This window comes from Shinella sp. WSD5-1, assembly GCF_963942435.1.
In the GTDB taxonomy this organism is placed as follows: domain Bacteria; phylum Pseudomonadota; class Alphaproteobacteria; order Rhizobiales; family Rhizobiaceae; genus Shinella; species Shinella yambaruensis.
Genome location: NZ_OZ012596.1, coordinates 3716597 through 3736877, shown reverse-complemented (window position 1 = coordinate 3736877; position 20281 = coordinate 3716597). Strand labels below are relative to the sequence as shown.

The window sequence follows — 20281 nt, the reverse complement described above, 5'->3', positions numbered from 1 at the left end:
GCAGGCGACTATCGCTGGCGGTGGGCGCCGCGCATGGTTATATGGACCCCGACCGAGGGACCCATGCGCTTTTCCAATGCCTTCCTAGACGAGATCCGCGACCGCGTCTCCATTTCGGAGGTGATCGGCAAACGCGTGACCTGGGATCGTCGCAAGACCAATGTGTCGCGCGGCGACTACTGGGCCTGCTGCCCGTTCCATGGCGAAAAGTCGCCGAGCTTCCACTGCGAGGACCGCAAGGGCCGCTACCATTGTTTCGGCTGCGGCGTCTCCGGCGACCATTTCCGCTTCCTCACCGATCTTGACGGCCTGTCCTTCCCGGAGGCCGTGCAGCAGATCGCCGACATGGCGGGCGTCGCCATGCCGCAGCCCGACCGCGAGGCCGAGCAGCGCGAGAAGGAGCGCACCGGCCTCGTCGAGGTCATGGAGATGGCCGCCCGCTTCTTCGAGGACCAGCTCCAGACGCCGGCCGGCGCGAAGGCGCGCGCCTACCTGCGCGACCGCGGCCTGACGGGGCGCACCATCGAGACCTTCCGGCTCGGCTATGCGCCGGAAAGCCGCAATGCGCTGAAGGAGTTCCTTGCCGGCAAGGGCGTGCCGAAGGAGGCGATCGAGGCTTGCGGCCTCGTCGTGCACGGGCCGGACATCCCGGTCTCCTACGACCGCTTCCGCGACCGCATCATGTTCCCGATCCTCTCGGTGCGCGAGAAGGTCATCGCCTTCGGCGGGCGCGCCATGTCGCCGGACGCGCCGGCAAAATACCTCAATTCCAACGAGACCGAGCTCTTCCACAAGGGCAACGTACTCTACAACCACGCCCGGGCCCGCAAGGCCGCGCAGGGCGCGAGCCGCGCCGGACAGGACGAGAAGACCGCTGGCACGGTGATCGCCGTCGAAGGCTATATGGACGTGATCGCGCTCCACCAGGCCGGCATCGAGAATGCCGTTGCGCCGCTCGGCACGGCGCTCACGGAAAACCAGCTCGACCTGTTGTGGAAGATGACGCCGGAGCCGGTGCTGTGCTTCGATGGCGATGGCGCGGGCATTCGCGCGGCGAACCGCGCCGCCGACCTCGCGCTGCCCTTCATCAAGCCGGAGCGCACCGTGCGCTTCGCGCTGCTGCCCGACGGCAAGGACCCGGACGACCTCGTGCGCCAGGAGGGCCGCGCGCCCTTCGACAAGGTGATGGCAGGCGCCCGGCCGCTCGCCGAGATGATCTGGAGCCGCGAGGTGCAGGGTGTGAGTTTCGAGACGCCGGAAAGCCGGGCGGCGCTCGAGGCGCGCCTGCGCCAGGTCACCGGCGTGATCGCCGACGAGGATGTGCGCCGCCACTACCAGCAGAACATGCGCGACCGGCTGAACGCCTTCTTCCGCCCCGCGCAACGGCAGGGCGGCTTTGTCGCCGGCAGAGGCCGTGCGGGGCAACGCCTCGGAAGCGGCGCGCCGCAGGGCACGTCCGTCTCTTCGGGCATTTCCGACCGGCTGGCGCGCTCGGCGCTGGTGCGTGGCGCGCAGGAGCTGCCGGCGCTGCGCGAAAGCGTGCTGGCGCTCACCGTCGTCAATCATCCGGGCCTGCTCTTCAGCGATTATGACGAGATCGCCATCATCGAATACGAGAACCGCGACCTGCAGCGGCTCTGGTCGGCGCTGCTCGGCATTGCCGGCTCCGTCGGCGCCCGGCTGGAACGCGACCGGCTGGTCGAGGAACTGGAGGCGGCAGGCTTCGACACGCTGCTGCGCGGGCTCGACCAGCAGATCCGCAACTCCCGCCTGTGGACCGCGACGGCGGAGGCCGCGCCCGAGGATGCCCGCGAGGGCTTCCTCCAGGCACTCGCTCTGCACAAGCGCACCCGCGCCCTGCTCTGGCAGCGCCGCGAGCTGGAGCGCGAGCTTGCCGTGGCGACCGAGGAGGGCGACGGCGAACGGGTCCCCCAGATCCTTCGCGCGCTGCAGGAGGTGCAGATGGAGACCGTGCGCCTGGAGAACCAGGAAGCCATCATCGAGGGCTTCGGCGTGCTCTCCGGCCGCGTGAAGGGGCCGGCAGGCAAGTAGCCGCCGTCCCGGTCCTCATTCGTCGTAGACGATGGCGAGCTTGTTGCCGACCGGATCACGGACATAGGCGGAATACCAGTTGGGGCCGTAATGCGGGCGCGGGCCGGGCGCGCCTTCGTCCGTTCCGCCATGGGCGAGGGCAGCCGCATAGAAGGCCCCCACCTCGTCATGCGAGGCGGCGGGAAAGCCGATCATGGTGCCGTTGCCGGGGCTTGCCGGCGCGCCGTCGAAGGGCGTGCACAGCCAGAGGATGAAGCCGTCGGGGCCGCCGCCTCTGGTGTAGCCGCGCAATCCCGGATAATCCGCCCGCACGGCCCAGCCGATGGTCGCGAGGACGGCGTCGTAAAAGGGCGTGGTGGCCGCGGCGTCCGATGTGCCGAGGGTTGCATAGACATCCATTCCTGCCTCTCCCATGTCGGTTTTTTGCAACCTTATCTTGAAATTGGAACAAATCAAGAACATTATTGAGCGGTGGACGTCGGCGCGCGGGCGGTTGCCGAACCACGCCCGCTTGGTCAGAATGGGGGGAACGAAAGTGCAGATGATGATCGAAGCCCGACCTTCCACCCCCCTTGCCGCCCTGTTCGATGCGCCGACGGACGATCCGCTCGACGTGCTCAAGCGCGTCTACGGCTATGATGCCTTCCGCGGCAAGCAGCAGGCGGTGGTCGAGCATGTGGTCGGCGGCGGCGATGCCGTCGTGCTGTTCCCGACCGGTGCCGGCAAGTCGCTCTGCTTCCAGATCCCGGCGCTCTGCCGCGAGGGCGTCGGCATCGTCATCTCGCCGCTGATCGCGCTGATGCGCGACCAGGTGGAGGCGCTGAAGCAACTCGGCGTCAGGGCTGCCGCGCTGAATTCCTCCCTGACGCGCGAGGAATTCTTCGCCGTGCGCGATGCCATGCGCGCGGGCGAGCTCGATCTCCTCTACGTCACGCCCGAGCGTATCGTCACGGAAGGCTTTGCCGAGCTCGTCGCCGATGCGCGCATCGCGCTCTTCGCCATCGACGAGGCGCATTGCGTCTCGCAATGGGGTCATGATTTCCGGCCGGAATACCGGGCGCTCGGCGTTCTCGGCGAGCGCTATCCCGGCGTGCCGCGCATCGCGCTGACGGCGACGGCCGATCCGCACACCCGCGGCGACATCATCGAGCGCCTCGGCCTCCAGGACGCGGCGGTCTTCACCACCAGCTTCGACCGGCCGAACATTTCCTACGAGATCGCCGAGCGCGACCAGGCGCGCCAGCAATTGCTGCGCTTCCTCTCGCGCCACCAGGGCGAGAGCGGCATCGTCTACTGCCTGTCGCGCGCCAAGGTGGAGGACACGGCCGACTGGCTGAACGCGCAGGGCGTTCGCGCGCTGCCCTACCATGCCGGCTTCGACCGCGCGGTGCGCGACGCCAACCAGGATGCCTTCCTGAAGGAGGAGAACCTCTGCCTCGTCGCGACGGTCGCCTTCGGCATGGGCATCGACAAGCCGGATGTGCGCTATGTCGCCCATCTCGACCTGCCGGGCTCGGTGGAGGCCTATTACCAGGAGACGGGGCGCGCCGGGCGCGACGGCCTGCCCTCCGAGGTCTGGATGGCCTATGGCATGGCCGACGTCGTGCAGCGCCGCAAGATGATCGACGAGGGCGGGGCGTCCGAGGAGGTCAAGCGCATCGAGCGCGCCAAGCTGACGGCGCTGCTCGCCATCTGCGAGACGGCCGGCTGCCGGCGCAAGGCCATCCTGGCGCATTTCGGCGAAAGCCATTCCGGCCATTGCGGCAATTGCGATACCTGCCGCAACCCGGTCGAGACCTGGGACGGCACGGAGGCGGCAATCAAGGCGCTCGCCGCCGTCTACCGCACCGGCGAGCGTTTCGGCGCCGCCCATGTCATCGACGTGCTGGTGGGCGCGGTCAACGAGAAGACCGAGCGCTTCGGCCACACCTCCATGCCGGTCTTCGGGGCGGGCAAGGACATTGCCGGGCGCGTCTGGCAGTCGATCTTCCGGCAGCTTCTGGCGGCCGGCCTCATCAGCGTCGACCACGCCGCCTATGGCGCGCTGAAGCTGGAGCCCGAGGCGCGCGCCGTCTTCCGCCACGAGCGGCAGGTCCTCCTGCGCAAGGATCGCCCTCAGGCGGGGCGCAAGGGCAAGGCCGGCGGCTCTCCTGCCGCCCGCGAACGCTCCAACCTTGCGGGCTCCGACCGCGAGCTCTTCGAGCTGCTGCGCGCCGAGCGGCTGTCCATCGCCAAGGACCTCGACGTGCCGCCCTATGTCGTCTTCCCGGACACGACGCTGATCGCGCTTGCCAGGGAGCGTCCGCGCGACCGGGAGCAGCTGCTCGACATTCCCGGCATCGGCGTTTCCAAGCGCGACCGGTTCGGCGACGCCTTCCTCGCCGTCATCGACGAATTCAGCGGCTGATTTTTTAGCGCCGCTGTCGGAACGTTCCGGTCCTCCTCGTCCTTGTGTGGGTTCAAGCAAGGAGGACAGTCCGATGAAGGTTACGCAGCATCTCTGGTTCGAGAAGGACATGGAGGCCGCGATCGGCTTCTACACGTCGCTCGTTCCCGGCTCCTCGGTCCATTGGGTCTCGTCGCTTCCGGCCGAAACGCCGAGCGGTCCGCCGGGCAGCGTGAAGATCGCCAGCTTCACGCTCGGCGACCAGCGCTACATGGCGATCGAAGCCGGCCCGCTCGACCCGTTCAACCACAGCTTCTCCATCATGGTCGAATGCGAGACGCAGGGCGACCTCGACCGGCTGTGGGATGCGCTGCGGGACGGCGGCTCGGTGGAGCAGTGCGGCTGGCTGAGGGACCGCTGGGGCCTTTCCTGGCAGATCGCGCCGACGCGGCTCGGCGAGCTGATGAGCGATCCGGACCAGGCGAAGGTCAAGCGCGTGACGGAGGCGATGCTCCAGATGGTCAAGCTCGACATCGCGCCGCTGGAGGCGGCCGCGGCGCGGCAAGCCGGATGAGGCGCAGGCCCGGCCGCTACATGCGGACGGTCATGCCGCCGTCGACCACCAGCACATGGCCGTTGACGAAGGATGCCGCGTCGCTGGCGAGGAACAGGGCGGCGCCGGCGATCTCGTCGGCGCGGGCCCAGCGCTGGACGGGGATGCGCTGGCGCACGAAGGGCATCAGGCCCTCGTCGGCGGCAAGCGCCGCGTTGGTTTCCGTCGCGAACCAGCCGGGGGCGATGGCGTTGCTGGTGATGCCGTGCGGGGCGTATTCGACGGCCATGCTGCGCATGAGGCCGGTGAGGCCGTGCTTGGCGGCGGGGTAGATGCCGTCGTTCGGCATGGCCACATGGCCGCCGATCGAGGTGATGGCGATCAGCCGCCCGTGGCCGTTGCGCTTCATCAGCGCGGCGGCGTCACGCGAGAGGCTCGCAGCGGCGGAAAGGTCGGTGCGGATCAATTCGTCGATCGCCGCGTCGTCCATCTCCGACAGCGGCCGGCGGTCGCGGGCGCCGACATTGTTGACGAGCACGTCGAGCCGGCCGTGCGCCTGTTCGATCCCGGCGAGCACGGCGCGCTGGGCGGTCCGGTCGGCGATGTCGAAGGCTGCCGCGGCGGCGCTGCCGCCGGCTGCCGCGATCCTCTCGACCGCCCCGTCGAGCGTCGCGGCCGTGCGGCCCGTGACCACCACATGGGCGCCGGCCTCGGCCAGCGCCTTGGCGATCTCGAAACCCAGGCCGCGGCCGCCGCCGGTGACGAGCGCCACGCGGCCCTTCTGGGAGAATCTTTCCAGTATCGTCATGGCCCAAATCCTTTCGCGCCGCCACCGGACAGGGCAAGCGCTGTCCTGTCAACCCTGCGGCCGCCAGGCCCGCGGCAATGCACGACTTTGTCCTTTCGCAAAAAGGCGCTATCTCCGGTGCGAAAGGATCGCCATGGCCCAGAACATCTACGACCAGCCCGCCTTCTTCGAGGGCTATTCCAGTCTTCCCCGTTCGGTGCATGGCCTTGCAGGCGCGGCGGAGTGGGAGGCGGTGCGCGCGCTGCTGCCGGACCTTGCGGGCAAGCGCATCGTCGATCTCGGCTGCGGTTTTGGCTGGTTCGCGCGCCACGCGGCGGAGGCGGGGGCGGAAAGCGTGCTCGGCCTCGACCTCTCGGAGAACATGATCGCCCGCGCCCGGGCGGAGACGGCGTCTCCCGCCGTCCGCTACGAGATTGCCGATCTCGACCGGCTGGAATTGCCGGCCGGGGCCTTCGATTTCGCCTACAGCTCGCTCGCCTTCCACTATATCGCGGATTTCGGCTGGCTGGTGCGCACCGTCCATGCCGCGCTGGTGCCGGGCGCCTCCTTCGTCTTCACCATCGAGCATCCGCTCTACATGGCGCCGTCCCGGCCGGATTGGGCGGAGATCGACGGCCGGACTGTCTGGCCGGTCGACGGTTATCTCGTCGAAGGCCCGCGCACGACGGACTGGCTCGCCAAGGGCGTCGTCAAGCACCACCGTACGCTCGGCACGACCCTCAATGCCTTGATCGCCGCCGGCTTTTCCATCCGCCATGTCGAGGAATGGCAGCCGAGCGAGGTGCAGCTTGCGGCACATCCGGAATGGCAGGTGGAGCTCAACCGGCCGATGTTCCTGCTGATCGCCTGCGAACGGTCCTGAAACGGCGAAAAGAGCGGCGCAAACCCTTTACGTCGCTTTCCGCTGCGCTAGAACTATCGCAGTGGAGCAATTCGCCGGCACCATGATCAGAACGACAAGCCGGCGTTTAACGGAAGGGGAGCCGTGCCCATGAAAAGACCGGACCTGCCGCTCGACGGCGCCTGCCGCTGCGGGCGCGTGAAAATCCGCATCAGCGCGCCGCCGATGCTCACCATGGCCTGCCATTGCACCGGCTGCCAGCGCATGTCGGGCAGCGCCTATTCGCTGAGCGCGGCGATCCCGGCGGAGGGCTTTGCCGTCATCGCGGGCGATCCCGCCGTCGCCGGGGCGAGCGCGGAGGCCGGCCATCATTTCTGCCCGGATTGCATGACCTGGATGTTCACCCGGCCCGCCGGGTTCGATTTCTTCGTCAATGTGCGGCCGACCATGCTGGACGAGACCGGCTGGTACAGCCCGTTCATCGAGACCTATACAAGCGAAAAGCTCGCCTGGGCGCAGACGCCGGCCGCGCACAGCTATGAAAAGTTCCCGCCGATGGAGGACTACGAGAAACTGATCGGCGCCTATGCGGCGAGCGCGGCCTGAGCCGTCGCCGCCTGAACCTTTCCATCATTTCCGCGAGTGCGTGCCCATGACCTCCGCCTTCATCGCCCATCTCCAGTCCGAAATCGACGGCCTCAAATCCGCAGGCCTCTACAAGTCGGAGCGCGTGATCACCTCCAAGCAGGCCGGCGAGATCGCCGTCGCCTCGGGCGAGCGCGTGCTGAACTTCTGCGCCAACAACTATCTCGGCCTCGCCGACAACGCGGACCTGGCCGAGGCCGGCAAGCAGGCGCTCGACCGCTACGGCTACGGCATGGCCTCGGTGCGCTTCATCTGCGGCACGCAGGAGGAGCACAAAGAGCTGGAAGCGCGCATCTCGTCCTTCCTCGGGCTGGAGGACACCATCCTCTATTCCTCCTGCTTCGACGCCAATGGCGGCCTCTTCGAGACCCTGCTTTCCGAGGAGGACGCCATCATCTCCGATGCGCTGAACCACGCCTCGATCATCGACGGCGTGCGGCTCTCCAAGGCGAAGCGCTTCCGCTATGCCAACAACGACATGGCGAGCCTGGAGGAGGAGCTGAAGAAGGCGGAAGGCGCGCGCTTCAAGATGATCGCCACGGACGGCGTCTTCTCGATGGACGGCATCATCGCCAACCTTCAGGGCGTCTGCGACCTTGCGGAAAAATACGGCGCGATGGTCATGGTGGACGACAGCCATGCCGTCGGCTTCGTGGGAAAACATGGCCGCGGCTCGGCCGAGCATTGCGGCGTGGAGGGGCGGGTGGACATCATCACCGGCACGCTCGGCAAGGCACTGGGCGGTGCTTCCGGCGGCTATACGTCCGGCCGGCGGGAGGTTGTGGAGTGGCTGCGCCAGCGCTCGCGGCCCTACCTCTTCTCCAACACGCTGGCGCCGGTCATCGCGGCCGCCTCGCTCAAGGTGTTCGATCTCATCGACAATGGCGATGCGCTGCGCGAGCGCCTCTATGCCAATGCCGATCTCTTCCGCGCCGAGATGACGAAGCTCGGCTTCACGCTTGCGGGCGAGGGGCATCCGATCATCCCGGTCATGCTGGGCGATGCGAGCCTCGCGCAGGAAATGGCCTCGCGCATGCTGGCGAAGGGCGTCTACGTCATCGGCTTTTCCTTCCCTGTCGTGCCGCGCGGCCAGGCGCGCATCCGCACCCAGATGTCGGCGGCGCATGGCGAGGCGGACGTTCGCAAGGCGATCGAGGTCTTTGCCGAAGTCGGGCGTGAACTGGGCGTCATTTAGAGAATCGTCTGAATCCCTTGCGGAGATTTCGTCATGTCGAACATGATGCGTGCGCTGGTTAAAGCAAAACCTGAAGTCGGCCTGTGGATGGAAAATGTTCCGGTGCCGGAGGTCGGCCCGAACGACGTGCTGATCCGGGTGAAGAAATCGGCGATCTGCGGCACGGACGTGCATATCTGGAACTGGGACCAGTGGGCGCAGAAGACGATCCCCGTGCCGATGGTCGTCGGCCACGAATTCGTCGGCGAGATCGCCGAGATCGGCTCGGCCGTCACCAAGTACCATGTCGGCGAGCGGGTCTCGGGCGAGGGGCACATCTTCTGCGGCAAGTGCCGCAATTGCCGCGCCGGCCGGGGGCACCTCTGCCACTATACCAAGGGCGTCGGCGTCAACCGGCCGGGTTCGTTCGGAGAATTCGTCTGCATTCCCGAGCACAATGTGGTGCCGATCCCGGATGATGTTCCCGACGAGGTGGCGGCGATCTTCGACCCGTTCGGCAACGCCGTGCACACCGCGCTGTCCTTCGACCTCGTCGGCGAGGACGTGCTCGTCACCGGTGCCGGGCCGATCGGCATCATGGGGGCGATGGTGGCAAAGCGCTCCGGCGCGCGGAAGGTCGTGATCACCGATATCAATCCCGTCCGCCTCGATCTCGCCCGCAAGGTCGGCATCGATCATGTCGTCGACGCCTCGAAGGAGGACCTTTCGCAGGTGATGACCGAGATCGGCATGACGGAGGGCTTCGATGTCGGCCTGGAAATGTCCGGCGCGCCGCCGGCCTTCCGCTCGATGATCGACACGATGAACAATGGCGGCAAGATCGCCATCCTCGGCATCGCGCCCGACGGTTTCGGCATCGACTGGAACAAGGTGATCTTCAAGATGCTGACGCTGAAGGGCATCTATGGCCGCGAGATGTTCGAGACCTGGTACAAGATGATCGCCTTCGTGCAGGGCGGGCTCGATCTTGCGCCGATCATCACCCATCGCATCAGGATCGATGAATTCCGTGACGGCTTCGAGGCGATGCGCTCGGGCAATTCCGGCAAGGTCGTCATGGACTGGAATTAACAGGAGGTCTGGACATGAAATACGAGGGAAGCTGTCACTGCGGCGCCGTCGCCTTCGAGGTGGAGGGCGAGTTCGATAGCGGGCTCGACTGCAATTGTTCGATGTGCCGCCGACGCGGCGGCCTGCTCGCCTTCGTGCCCGCGGAAAACCTGCGCCTGACCACGCCGAAGGAGGATGTCTCGACCTACACCTTCAACCGTCATGTCATCCAGCATCATTTCTGCGCCAAGTGCGGCATCGCGCCCTATGGCGAGGGAAGCGACCCGAAAGGAAACAGGATGGCGGCGGTCAATCTGCGCTGTATTCCGGCGATCGATCTGGAGGCCCTGACGATCAACAAGGTCGACGGGCGCTCTTTTTGACCGGGAGGGCGAATCGGTCGGCGCAAGACATTGATTTCCGGGCGATTGGCGGCCCTTGTCTTTTTCTGAAGGGCGCCTACATGAGGGATAATCGCCCGGATCCGCCGACTTTCCTGTCCGCGAACCCGAATCGGAACCTTTTCCGGCTTTTTTGCCGGAAAAGCTTGACGTAACCGAAAATTCTGGGAATCACCATTGTTGGCTGAGAAGGAATGGGTACGGCGGATCGGGAAGTCATGTCAATTGTGTTGCTTCGGCAACATCGCCACACGCCCGAGGGCCGGGATGTGGTTAATCGGGATTTAATTGTCAATCCGTTAGGTCAGGGACGCTGATTCGCGCTAACGACGCCGGAAGGCGATCGGCGCGGAGCCCCTAACCGCTTGGAAACTGATGCTCAGGAAAGCGACGAAATAAATGGCGACAAAGGTCAAAGAGAACGAGGAAGTCGAAAACGAACGCGAAGGCGCATCCGACGGCCCTCTTCTCGATCTTTCCGACGATGCCGTCAAGAAGATGATCAAGGCCGCCAAGAAGCGCGGCTATGTCACCATGGACGAGCTGAATTCGGTCCTGCCGTCCGAGGAAGTGACCTCGGAGCAGATCGAGGACACGATGGCCATGCTCTCCGACATGGGCATCAACGTCATCGAGGACGAGGACGCCGAAGAGGCGGCCCAGGGCGGTGAGGAAGACGGCGGCGACGACGACAACGAGGGCGAAGGCGGGGAGCTGGCCGCTTCCGGCGGCACCGCGCTTGCGACCGCCAAGAAGAAGGAGCCGACCGACCGCACGGACGACCCGGTGCGCATGTACCTGCGCGAGATGGGTTCCGTCGAGCTCCTGTCGCGCGAGGGCGAGATCGCCATTGCCAAGCGCATCGAAGCCGGCCGCGAGACGATGATCGCCGGCCTCTGTGAGAGCCCGCTGACGTTCCAGGCCATCATCATCTGGCGGGATGAACTCAACGAGGGCCAGACCCTCCTGCGCGAGATCATCGATCTCGAGACGACCTATTCCGGTCCCGAGGCGAAGGCTGCCCCGCAGTTCCAGTCGCCGGAGAAGATCGAGGCCGACCGCAAGGCGGCCGAGGAGAAGGAAAAGACCCGCAAGCCCCGTGCCGCCAACGACGACGACATCACCAATGTCGGCGGCGAAGGCCTGCCGCCGGAGGAGGAGGAAGAGGACGACGACGAGTCGAACCTCTCGCTCGCCGCCATGGAAGCGGAACTGCGCCCGCAGGTCATGGAGACCCTCGACACGATCGCCGAGACCTACAAGAAGCTGCGCAAGCTGCAGGACCAGCAGGTGGAAGCCCGCCTGCAGGCGACCGGCACGCTCTCGCCCGCCCAGGAGCGCCGCTACAAGGAACTCAAGGACGAGCTGATCACCGCCGTCAAGTCGCTGTCGCTCAACCAGAACCGCGTCGACAGCCTCGTCGAGCAGCTCTACGACATCAACAAGCGCCTCGTGCAGAACGAGGGCCGCCTCTTGCGCCTTGCCGAGAGCTACGGCGTCAAGCGCGACTCGTTCCTCGAACAGTATAACGGCGCGGAGCTCGACCCGAACTGGATGAAGTCGATCGCCAACCTTGCGGCCCGCGGCTGGAAGGAATTCGCCAAGAGCGAGAACACGACGATCCGCGACATCCGCCAGGAGATCCAGAATCTCGCCACCGAGACCGGCATCTCCATCTCGGAATTCCGCCGCATCGTGCACATGGTGCAGAAGGGCGAGCGCGAGGCGCGCATCGCCAAGAAGGAGATGGTGGAAGCCAACCTCCGTCTCGTGATCTCGATCGCCAAGAAGTACACGAACCGCGGCCTGCAGTTCCTGGATCTCATCCAGGAAGGCAATATCGGCCTGATGAAGGCGGTGGACAAGTTCGAGTATCGCCGCGGCTACAAGTTCTCGACCTACGCGACGTGGTGGATCCGCCAGGCGATCACCCGCTCGATCGCCGACCAGGCCCGCACGATCCGCATTCCGGTGCACATGATCGAGACGATCAACAAGATCGTGCGCACCTCGCGCCAGATGCTGCACGAGATCGGCCGCGAGCCGACGCCGGAAGAGCTTGCCGAAAAGCTCGCCATGCCGCTTGAAAAGGTGCGCAAGGTGCTGAAGATCGCCAAGGAGCCGATCTCGCTCGAAACGCCCGTGGGCGACGAGGAAGACAGCCACCTCGGCGATTTCATCGAGGACAAGAACGCGCTGCTGCCGATCGACGCCGCCATCCAGGCGAACCTGCGCGAGACGACGACCCGCGTGCTGGCCTCGCTGACGCCGCGCGAGGAACGCGTGCTGCGCATGCGCTTCGGCATCGGCATGAACACCGACCATACGCTCGAAGAGGTCGGCCAGCAGTTCTCGGTGACGCGCGAACGTATCCGCCAGATCGAGGCGAAGGCGCTGCGCAAGCTGAAGCACCCGAGCCGCTCGCGCAAGCTGCGCTCGTTCCTCGACAGCTGAGGCGACGGTGAGATGAAACGAGCCCTGTGACCGAGAGGTCGCGGGGCTTTTTTGTTTATGGAATCAGGGCACACACCTCTCCTCCGTCATCCTCGGGCTTGACCCGAGGATCCCCACGTCCCGCGGCATAGCTTGAGTTCGTAGCATGGATCCTCGGGTCAAGCCCGAGGATGACGGAGGAGAGATGGCAGTGCTACAAGACAGCTCGGAGAAGAGGGGCGGCCCACAACTCATCTAGAACCATTATCCGACGCTGAAGCGATTTCGCTTCGGCTGGAACTGTTCTAGGAACTCCTCGTCGGATCACCGATCTCGGCGTTCAAGTGCACCGCCTCGCTCGCAAGCCGTTCGGCGACCGCCGCATCCACAGGATCTCCCTCGACGTAGACCATCGTCGCCAGCTCGTATTTGCCGCCGGGTTTCAGCCGCGGCTCGATCTCGCGCAGCCGCTTGCCGCGCCAGAAGCCGAAGAGCACGCGGGCCGCCTCGGCGCGGATCAACAGCACCGGGCCGTTGGAAAAGCACACGATGTGACCCCACTTGATGCGCTCCTCCAGCGCTCCTGCGGCAAGGACGGCGGCGCGCAGCCTCTCGACGGTCTCGCGTCGCCAGCCGTCGAGGGCCACGACATAGGCATCCGGGCTGTCCGCCGGTTTTTCCTTGCGCATTCTGCTCTCCTCCCGAAACCGCCGGAGCTTACCGCGAACGGCCGGCAAGGGCGACGGTCTTGGCCTGTGGATGCGGGGGCTTTTGCCGAACACGAGCCGGCGTGCGGATTGCCTCGCTCCCGCCGCCGTGCAAGGCTTGCCCGTGCAAGGTGAATGGAACGACGGAAGGGTAGTCATGCGGGATCGGCTCTGGCGCTTCGTCCTCTCCTTCTCCGCCACCGGGCTGATCCTGGGTACGCTGTGTTTTGCCGCCTCGCTGACGCCGAGCCTCCTGCCGCGCACCTATGTCACGCAGGGCGTGCTTTCGGGCGTCGCCATGGCCTGCGGCTACGGGCTCGGCGTGGCGCTTGCCGCGCTGTGGTTCTGGCTCGAGCTGCCGGAGCCGAAGGACCGGGTCCGTCTCTGGCTTGCCGCGGGCGCGGGGGGCCTTTGCGGCGTCGTGGCGCTGGTCTTCCTCTGGCGCACGGCGGAGTGGCAGAACTCCATCCGCACGCTGATGCACCTGCCGCCGATCGAGACGGCGCATCCCTTCTATGTCGGGCTCATCGCGCTCGCCGTCTTTCTCGTGCTCTTCGGCCTCGGGCGGCTCTTCGCCTTTCTCGCCCGGCTGTTCGCGAGGACCTCGCGCCGGGCGGCGCCGCGGCGGCTCTCCTCCGTCATCGGCACGGCGCTGGCCGCGACGCTATTCTGGACGCTGGCCGACGGCATTCTGGTGCGCTTCGTGCTGCACACGGCCGATTCCTCCTTCCGCCGGCTCGACCAGGTGATCGAGCCGGACACGGCCGAACCTTCCGATCTCAGAAAATCCGGCAGCACCGCCTCGCTGGTGCGCTGGGACGAGCTTGGCCGCATGGGCCGCTCCTTCGTGGCGAGCGGACCGACGGGAGAGGACATCGCCGCCTTCACGGGCAGGCCGGCGATGGAGCCTCTGCGCGTCTATGCCGGCCTCAACGCCGCCGAGACGCCGGAGGCGCGGGCAAAGGTCGCGCTCGACGAGCTGATCCGTGTCGGCGGCTTCGAGCGCGCGACGCTCGTCATCGTCATGCCGACCGGCACCGGCTGGATCGATCCGGAGGGCATCGACACGGTCGAGTACCTGCACCATGGCGACATCGCCAGCGTCGCCATCCAGTATTCCTATCTCGCCAGCTGGCTTTCGCTGCTCGCCGAGCCGGATTACGGCGCCGAGGCCGCGCGGGCGCTCTTCCGCGCGGTCTACGGCCACTGGACGAGCCTGCCGAAGGACAAGAGACCAAAGCTCTATCTCTACGGCCTCAGCCTCGGCGCGCTGTCGTCGGAACAGTCGGCCGAACTCTTCGAGGTGATCGGCGATCCCTACCAGGGGGCGCTGTGGGCCGGCCCGCCGTTTCCGAGCCGCATCTGGCGCAAGATGACGGCGGACCGCAATCCCGGCACGCCCGCCTGGCTGCCGCGCTTCCGTGACGGTTCCTATGTGCGCTTCACCAGCCAGAAGAACGTGCTGCCTGCGGTGGGCGACCATTGGGGGCCGATGCGCATCGTCTACCTGCAGTATGCCAGCGACCCGATCACCTTCTACGATCCCTATGCCTTCTACCGGCAGCCGGCCTGGATGGCCGTGCCGCGCGGGCCGGATGTCTCGCCGGATTTCGAATGGTATCCGGTCGTCACCTTCCTGCAATTGACGCTCGACATGGCCATGGCGACCACGACGCCGATGGGGCTCGGCCATGTCTATGCCGGCGAGCATTATGTCGATCCGTGGATCGCCGTGACGGACGTGACGGACTGGAGTGCGGCGGACATCGCGAGACTCAAGGAGAGGTTCCGCGCGGGGCGATGATCAGCCCTTGACGGCGACGATGAAGAGCCGCGGGAAGCGCAGCAGCCGGCGCCCGTCGGCCATCGGCGGGTAGGCATTCGCGATCCGGTTCTCGTAGTCCGCGAGGAAGGCGTCGTGCTCTCCGGCCGGCAGGCGGTCGAGATAGGGACGCAGGCCCGTCGCCTTCACCCAGTCGACGATGGCGGCCGCATCCGCCATGGGATGGTTGTAGACGGTGTGCCAGACATCGACGCGGGCGGCCTTCGGGCCGAGCGCGTCGAAACAGGCGGCCGGATCAGGCATCGGACCGCGCCGTGGCGTGCCCTCGGCAAGAGCGCCCCGCCAGGGGCCGGCAAGAGCGCTTTCCTCCATCAGGAGATGGGAGGGTTCGTTGCGGTTGTCCGGCATCTGCACGGCCAGCACGCCGCCGGGCCGCAAGCCCTCCACCAGCCGCGCCATCAGCGCCACCGGATCGGGCAGCCACTGGAAGGCGGCATTGGCGAAGAGCAGGGCAGCCGGCTCGTGCGGGCGCCATTTCAGAAGGTCACATTCGACGAAATCGACGCCGGGCAGGCGCCGGCGCGCGGCCTTCAGCATGTCGCCGGCATTGTCCACGCCGCGCACGCCCCGGCCGGGAAAGCGCTCCACCAGCAGCTCTGTCGAGTTTCCCGGCCCGCAGCCGAGGTCGTAGACGGTTCCGGCGACAAGGTCGGCCGGCACCTGTGCCAGCAGGTCGCGGGCAGGGCGGGTGCGCTCGTCCTCGAATTTCAGGTATTGCGCGGCGGACCAGGCCATGGCGGCTCCGTTCAGAGGCTTTCGAGCGACGGCAGGATCAGCGCGGGACCGAGGTCGAAATACTCGTCCGGCATGTCGCTGCGGTTGATCCAGACGGTGCGGAAGCCGAATTTCGTCGCGCCGGCAATGTCCCAGCGGTTGGAGGACTGGAAGGAGACGGCATTCGGATAGAGCCGGTAGTTCGTCGTCACGAGATCGTAGACGGCGGGGGCGGTCTTGTAGGTCTTCAGCGCATCGACCGAGAAGATGTCGTCGATGACGGTGTCGAGCGCGGCGTTCTTCACCGCCGAGGCCAGCATGGCGGGCGAGCCGTTGGAGAGGATGGCGATATGCGCGCCGCGCTGCTTCAGCGCCTTCAGCACGGCCGGCACTTCCGGATAGCAGTCGAGCTTCCAGTAGGCGTCGAGCAGCTTCTGGCGCAGCGTCGGATCGACGCCGCCGATGCGCTTGAACGTATAGTCGAGCGCCTGCTCGGTGAGCTGCCAGAAATCGGCATAGGCGCCCATCAGTGCCCGCGTCCAGGAATATTCGAGCTGCTTGGCCCGCCAGATCTCGGAAAAGATCTGGTAGTTCGGCCCGACATCCCCCGCATGGCGGCGCACTGCCGCGTGCACGTCGAACAGCGTGCCATAGGCGTCGAAGACATAGGCGGCATGGGACATGGGCGGCGATTCCTTCTGGCATTGTCGACGGCGATTGGTCGCCATCGACGTGGGAATGTCAAATTATTTGGCGCCCGCCCCTCATCCCGCTGCCGCGACCTTCTCCCCGTAAACGGGAAGAAGGAAATGGTGGCGCGCTTTTCCCCTTCCCGAACGCGTATTGGTTGGGAGGAACTTCGCCTCCCTTTCTTCTCTCTGTCCGCAGCAGGGCCATCGTACAGGGAAGGAAACCGTCCCCCATCCCCTTCTCCCCGCGGGGGAGAAGGGGATGGGGCAACGTCGCACTCCATATGCGACGGCCTTGCCGCAGGCAGAGAAGGGCGTGGCAGCGGGATGAAGGATGCCCCTTTCAGAACCGCGTGATGACGCTGATGCCGAGGTCGGTTGCCTTGTCCATCGCCGTCAGGGCGGGCACGGCTTCCTCCAGGCTGATATGCCGGCCGATCAGCCGTTGCGGGGTGAGCTTGCCGCTTTCGATCATTGCCAGCATGGCGTCGTAGCGCCAGGCCTGCATGCCGTGGCTGCCGTAGATTTCCAGTTCGTGGCCGATGACCTGGGCCATGGGAATCTGGGGCGTCGCATGGTCGGCGAGCATCAGGCCGACCTGCACGTGCCGCCCGCGCCGGCGCAGGTTGCGGATCGAGTTGAAGCAGGTGACGGGCGAGCCGAGGGCGTCGACCGAGGCATGCGCCCCGCCGCCGGTGATCTCGCGCACGACCTCCGCGACGTCGGCGACCTCGCGCGCATTGATGGTGGCGACGGCGCCCATCTTCTTGGCGAAGTCCAGTTTCTCCGCGGAAATGTCGATGGCGATGGGATTGGCGCCGAGCGCGGCGGCGATCATGATCGCGGAGAGGCCCACCCCGCCGCAGCCGTGCACGGCCACCCATTCGCCGCCCGTCACGCGCGCCTGGTCGACGACGGCGCGGAAGGAGGTGGCGAAGCGGCAGCCGAGGCTGGCGGCCGTCGCATAGTCGATCGCGTCCGGCAGGTGCACGAGATTGTGGTCGGCAAAATCGATGGCGACGAGTTCGGCGAAGGAGCCCCAATGGGTGAAGCCGGGCTGGAACTGCTCTTCGCAAACCTGTTGGTTGCCCGAGCGGCATTCGCCGCAATGGCCGCAGCCGGAGACGAAGGGCACCGTCACCCGCTCGCCCTCGCGGAAACGGCGCACATTCCTGCCGACGGCCACCACCTTTCCGGCAAGCTCATGGCCCGGCACATGCGGCAGGCTTATATCCGGGTCATGGCCCATCCAGCCGTGCCAGTCGGAGCGGCAGAGCCCCGTCGCCTCCACCTTGATCACCACGCCGCCGGGCGTCGGCGTCGGGTCGGGCAGGGTGCGGATCTCGGGTGTCGCCTCGAAGGCTTCGTAATACATCGCGCGCATGGTGATCTCCCTTCCGCCTTTGTATCGCATGCGCCCCGAATGCCCTCAACGGCGCCACCCATGATAAGGCCTGATGCACCCATTCAACATCTTGAATGGACAAGCGCGACCGGCTGTCGGAAGGCATTTGTGACTTGACCGGTCCGGCCCGCCGGGCCTTGATGGGCGAAAAGGAGTTTACAAAATGCCAGTCGATACCTCACCACGCTCGACGACCTGGACCTTCGTGGACGGCGAATGGGTTTCAGGCAACCCGCCGCTCATCGGCCCCACCTCGCACGCCATGTGGCTCGGCTCGACCGTCTTCGACGGCGCACGCTGGTTCGACGGCATCGCGCCCGACCTCGACCTGCATTGCCAGCGCGTCAACCGCTCCGCCGAGGCGCTCGGCCTCAAGGCGGTGGTGAAGGCCGAGGAGATCGAGGCGCTGTCCTGGGAAGGCGTCAAGAAGTTCGACGGCAAGACGGCGATCTATGTCAAGCCGATGTACTGGGCCGAGCACGGCGCGTTCAGCGTGGTGGCGCCGGACGCGGAATCGACCCGCTTCGCGCTCTGCCTCTTCGAGGCGCCGATGGGCGACCCGAAGGCCGCATCCTCGCTGACCCTCTCGCCCTTCCGCCGCCCGACGGTGGAATGCATGCCGACGGATGCCAAGGCCGGCTGCCTCTATCCGAACAATGCCCGCATGCTGGTGGAGGCCCGCAAGCGCGGCTTCGACAATGCGCTGGTGCGCGACATGCTGGGCAATGTCGCCGAAACCGCCTCGTCCAACATCTTCATGGTCAAGGACGGCGTCGTCTTCACGCCCGCCGCCAACCGCACCTTCCTTGCCGGCATCACGCGCATGCGCGTCATCGGCCTGCTGAAAGAAGCCGGTTTCGAGGTGGTCGAGACGACGCTGATGGTCGCCGATTTCGAGAGCGCGGACGAGATCTTCACCTCGGGCAACTATTCCAAGGTGGTTCCGGTGACGCGTCTCGACGACCGCGACCTCCAGCCCGGCCCGATCACCGCCAAGGCGCGCGACCTCTATTTCGACTGGGCCCATTCCGACGGCGATGCGTGAGGGCAAACAAGAACGCCGGGGTTTTCGCCCCGGCGCCAGGTTTGCCAGTGAACCCCACCCCACCCACTGCCGTCAACCAGCGGCAAGCGCAGCGTTTGTTGCATGGATGGTCGGGTCAAGCCCGACCATGACGGAGGAGAGGCGAGGCGGACGTCGCCAAACAAAAACGCCGGGGCTCTCGCCCCGGCGTCAGATTCGCCGGTAAACCCAGCCCCACCCACTGCCGTCATCCTCGGGCCTGACCCGAGGATCCACGCGGCATGTGGGGCGTTTTCCGTTCCTGGCATCTTTCGCTTTATTCGGCGGCGACGATCTTGCCGTCTTCCCACTTGAAAAGCGAGAAGCTCTGCGAGGTGAGGTCGCCGTTCTCGCCATAGGTCAGCTTGCCGATGGCGGTCGGGATGGCTTCGCCGGACTTCAGCGCTGCCGCGACGGCGGCCGAATCCTCTGCGCTGCCGGCCTTCTCGATGCCGGCCTTGAGAACCTCGACGGCGGCATAGGCATTGAGCGTGAAGGCTTCCGGCGGGATGCCCTTTTCGTTGAGCACGGCGACGGCGGCCTGCGAATCGGGGCTCTTCAGCGCGTCGGAGGCATTGGTGAAGAGCGTGCCGGCAGCCGCTTCGTTGCCGATCGCCCAGTATTCGCTGTTCGACAGGCCTTCGCCGCCGATGATCGTGGCGTTGACCGCGAGATCCTTCAGCTGGCGGGCGAGCAGGCCGCCTTCCGGATGGTAGCCGCCGAAATAGATGACCTCGACGCCATCGGCCTTGAGGCGGGTGATAAGCGCGCTGAAATCCTTGTCGCCCGGGGTGACCGAGTCGTAGAGCGCCTCGGTGACGCCGCCCTTGTTGAGCGCGGCCTTGAAGGCGTCCGCCAGACCCTTGCCGTAGGCGCCCTTGTCATGGATCACGGCGACCTTCTTGTCCTTCAGGCTCGCCAGCACATAGGCGGCGGCAACCTCGGCCTGCTGGTCGTCGCGCCCGCAGGTGCGCAGCACGTTCTCGAGGCTGCGGGCCGTCAGGTCCGGCGCGGTCGCCGTCGGGGTGACCATCAGCACGCCGTTTTCAGCAAAGACGTCGGAGGCCGGGATGGCGACGCCCGAGGTCACCGGGCCGACGACGAAGCGGATGCCTTCGCCAACGATCTGGTTGGCGGCCGAAACGCCCTGCTTGGGCTCGCCCGCATCGTCGGCCAGCTTCAGGACGACCTGTTCGCCGAGAATGCCGCCGTTCTTGTTGATCTCGGCGACGGCCGCTTCCGCGCCGTTCTTCACCTGGTCGCCATAGGCGGCGACCGGGCCGGTCAGCGGGGCGACGAGGCCGATGACGATGTCCGCATGGGCGAGCGGGGCAAAGGCGACGGATGCGGCGAGCAGGGCGCCGGCAAAAATCTGCTTCTTCATGGGGGGTCTCCTCAACTGGGGCCATCGGGCGGCCCGGTCGCAGATGCTCACGCGTCCGGACGGCGCTTGCCGGATTCCGATGCGGAGCGGGTTCTTTCACGGTCCGGAACAA

Annotated in this window: 18 protein-coding genes; 11 read left to right on the top strand and 7 right to left on the bottom strand. The window is 66.3% G+C overall.

Annotation, left to right across the window (positions count from 1 at the left end):
- Positions 1 to 63 precede the first annotated feature (63 nt).
- Positions 64 to 2052, top strand: a complete 1989-nt coding sequence (gene dnaG, locus AABQ55_RS18260; protein WP_272806033.1) for a DNA primase — start codon at positions 64 to 66, stop codon at positions 2050 to 2052.
- Positions 2053 to 2067: 15 nt separating this feature from the next.
- On the opposite strand, the gene AABQ55_RS18255 is transcribed toward dnaG, so the two are convergent.
- Complete coding sequence (locus tag AABQ55_RS18255; protein ID WP_272806032.1) at positions 2068 to 2451, bottom strand: VOC family protein; 384 nt, start codon at positions 2449 to 2451, stop codon at positions 2068 to 2070.
- 145 nt (positions 2452 to 2596) lie between these two features.
- Here AABQ55_RS18255 and recQ point away from each other — a divergent pair, with 145 nt between their 5' ends.
- Positions 2597 to 4459: a DNA helicase RecQ gene (gene recQ, locus AABQ55_RS18250; protein WP_272807494.1), complete on the top strand. Its 1863-nt coding sequence runs from the start codon at positions 2597 to 2599 to the stop codon at positions 4457 to 4459.
- Positions 4460 to 4532: 73 nt separating this feature from the next.
- Positions 4533 to 5012 (top strand): VOC family protein, encoded by a 480-nt coding sequence (locus AABQ55_RS18245; protein ID WP_244766957.1) that lies wholly within the window; start codon positions 4533 to 4535, stop codon positions 5010 to 5012.
- A 16-nt stretch (positions 5013 to 5028) separates the two neighbouring features.
- Here the strand turns inward: AABQ55_RS18245 and AABQ55_RS18240 are convergent, their stop codons facing one another.
- Positions 5029 to 5799 (bottom strand): SDR family oxidoreductase, encoded by a 771-nt coding sequence (locus AABQ55_RS18240; protein ID WP_272806031.1) that lies wholly within the window; start codon positions 5797 to 5799, stop codon positions 5029 to 5031.
- A gap of 133 nt (positions 5800 to 5932) precedes the next feature.
- On the opposite strand from AABQ55_RS18240, the gene AABQ55_RS18235 reads away from it, so the two are divergent.
- The 6 genes from AABQ55_RS18235 (at position 5933) to rpoD (ending at position 12385) form a co-directional block, all read left to right on the top strand.
- Entirely contained in the window at positions 5933 to 6661 is a 729-nt protein-coding gene (locus tag AABQ55_RS18235; RefSeq protein ID WP_272806030.1) for a class I SAM-dependent methyltransferase, read from the top strand.
- 129 nt (positions 6662 to 6790) lie between these two features.
- Complete coding sequence (locus AABQ55_RS18230) at positions 6791 to 7246, top strand: GFA family protein (protein WP_272806029.1); 456 nt, start codon at positions 6791 to 6793, stop codon at positions 7244 to 7246.
- A 46-nt stretch (positions 7247 to 7292) separates the two neighbouring features.
- Positions 7293 to 8480: a glycine C-acetyltransferase gene (locus tag AABQ55_RS18225; protein ID WP_272806028.1), complete on the top strand. Its 1188-nt coding sequence runs from the start codon at positions 7293 to 7295 to the stop codon at positions 8478 to 8480.
- Between the two features lie 33 nt (positions 8481 to 8513).
- Entirely contained in the window at positions 8514 to 9551 is a 1038-nt protein-coding gene (tdh, locus tag AABQ55_RS18220) for an L-threonine 3-dehydrogenase (RefSeq protein WP_272806027.1), read from the top strand.
- A gap of 14 nt (positions 9552 to 9565) precedes the next feature.
- Entirely contained in the window at positions 9566 to 9913 is a 348-nt protein-coding gene (locus tag AABQ55_RS18215; protein ID WP_272806026.1) for a GFA family protein, read from the top strand.
- 417 nt (positions 9914 to 10330) lie between these two features.
- On the top strand, positions 10331 to 12385 hold the full coding sequence (gene rpoD / locus AABQ55_RS18210) for an RNA polymerase sigma factor RpoD (RefSeq protein ID WP_244766950.1): 2055 nt from the start codon (positions 10331 to 10333) through the stop codon (positions 12383 to 12385).
- Positions 12386 to 12669: 284 nt separating this feature from the next.
- Here rpoD and AABQ55_RS18205 read toward each other — a convergent pair whose 3' ends face one another.
- Entirely contained in the window at positions 12670 to 13053 is a 384-nt protein-coding gene (locus tag AABQ55_RS18205) for a DUF1801 domain-containing protein (RefSeq protein WP_272806025.1), read from the bottom strand.
- A gap of 175 nt (positions 13054 to 13228) precedes the next feature.
- On the opposite strand from AABQ55_RS18205, the gene AABQ55_RS18200 reads away from it, so the two are divergent.
- Positions 13229 to 14875, top strand: a complete 1647-nt coding sequence (locus tag AABQ55_RS18200; RefSeq protein ID WP_272806024.1) for an alpha/beta hydrolase — start codon at positions 13229 to 13231, stop codon at positions 14873 to 14875.
- Here AABQ55_RS18200 and tam read toward each other — a convergent pair whose 3' ends face one another.
- The 3 genes from tam to AABQ55_RS18185 form a co-directional block, all read right to left on the bottom strand.
- Entirely contained in the window at positions 14876 to 15649 is a 774-nt protein-coding gene (gene tam / locus AABQ55_RS18195; RefSeq protein WP_272806023.1) for a trans-aconitate 2-methyltransferase, read from the bottom strand.
- 11 nt (positions 15650 to 15660) lie between these two features.
- The gene (locus AABQ55_RS18190; protein ID WP_244766946.1) at positions 15661 to 16311 is read right to left on the bottom strand and encodes a haloacid dehalogenase type II; all 651 of its coding nucleotides are present in this window, start codon (positions 16309 to 16311) and stop codon (positions 15661 to 15663) included.
- A 349-nt stretch (positions 16312 to 16660) separates the two neighbouring features.
- Positions 16661 to 17701: a zinc-dependent alcohol dehydrogenase family protein gene (locus AABQ55_RS18185; RefSeq protein ID WP_272806022.1), complete on the bottom strand. Its 1041-nt coding sequence runs from the start codon at positions 17699 to 17701 to the stop codon at positions 16661 to 16663.
- A gap of 184 nt (positions 17702 to 17885) precedes the next feature.
- On the opposite strand from AABQ55_RS18185, the gene AABQ55_RS18180 reads away from it, so the two are divergent.
- Entirely contained in the window at positions 17886 to 18767 is an 882-nt protein-coding gene (locus AABQ55_RS18180) for a branched-chain amino acid aminotransferase (protein ID WP_272806021.1), read from the top strand.
- Positions 18768 to 19062: 295 nt separating this feature from the next.
- Here the strand turns inward: AABQ55_RS18180 and AABQ55_RS18175 are convergent, their stop codons facing one another.
- Positions 19063 to 20169, bottom strand: coding sequence for an ABC transporter substrate-binding protein (locus tag AABQ55_RS18175; protein ID WP_272806020.1), 1107 nt, complete (start codon positions 20167 to 20169; stop codon positions 19063 to 19065).
- Positions 20170 to 20281: the final 112 nt, after the last annotated feature.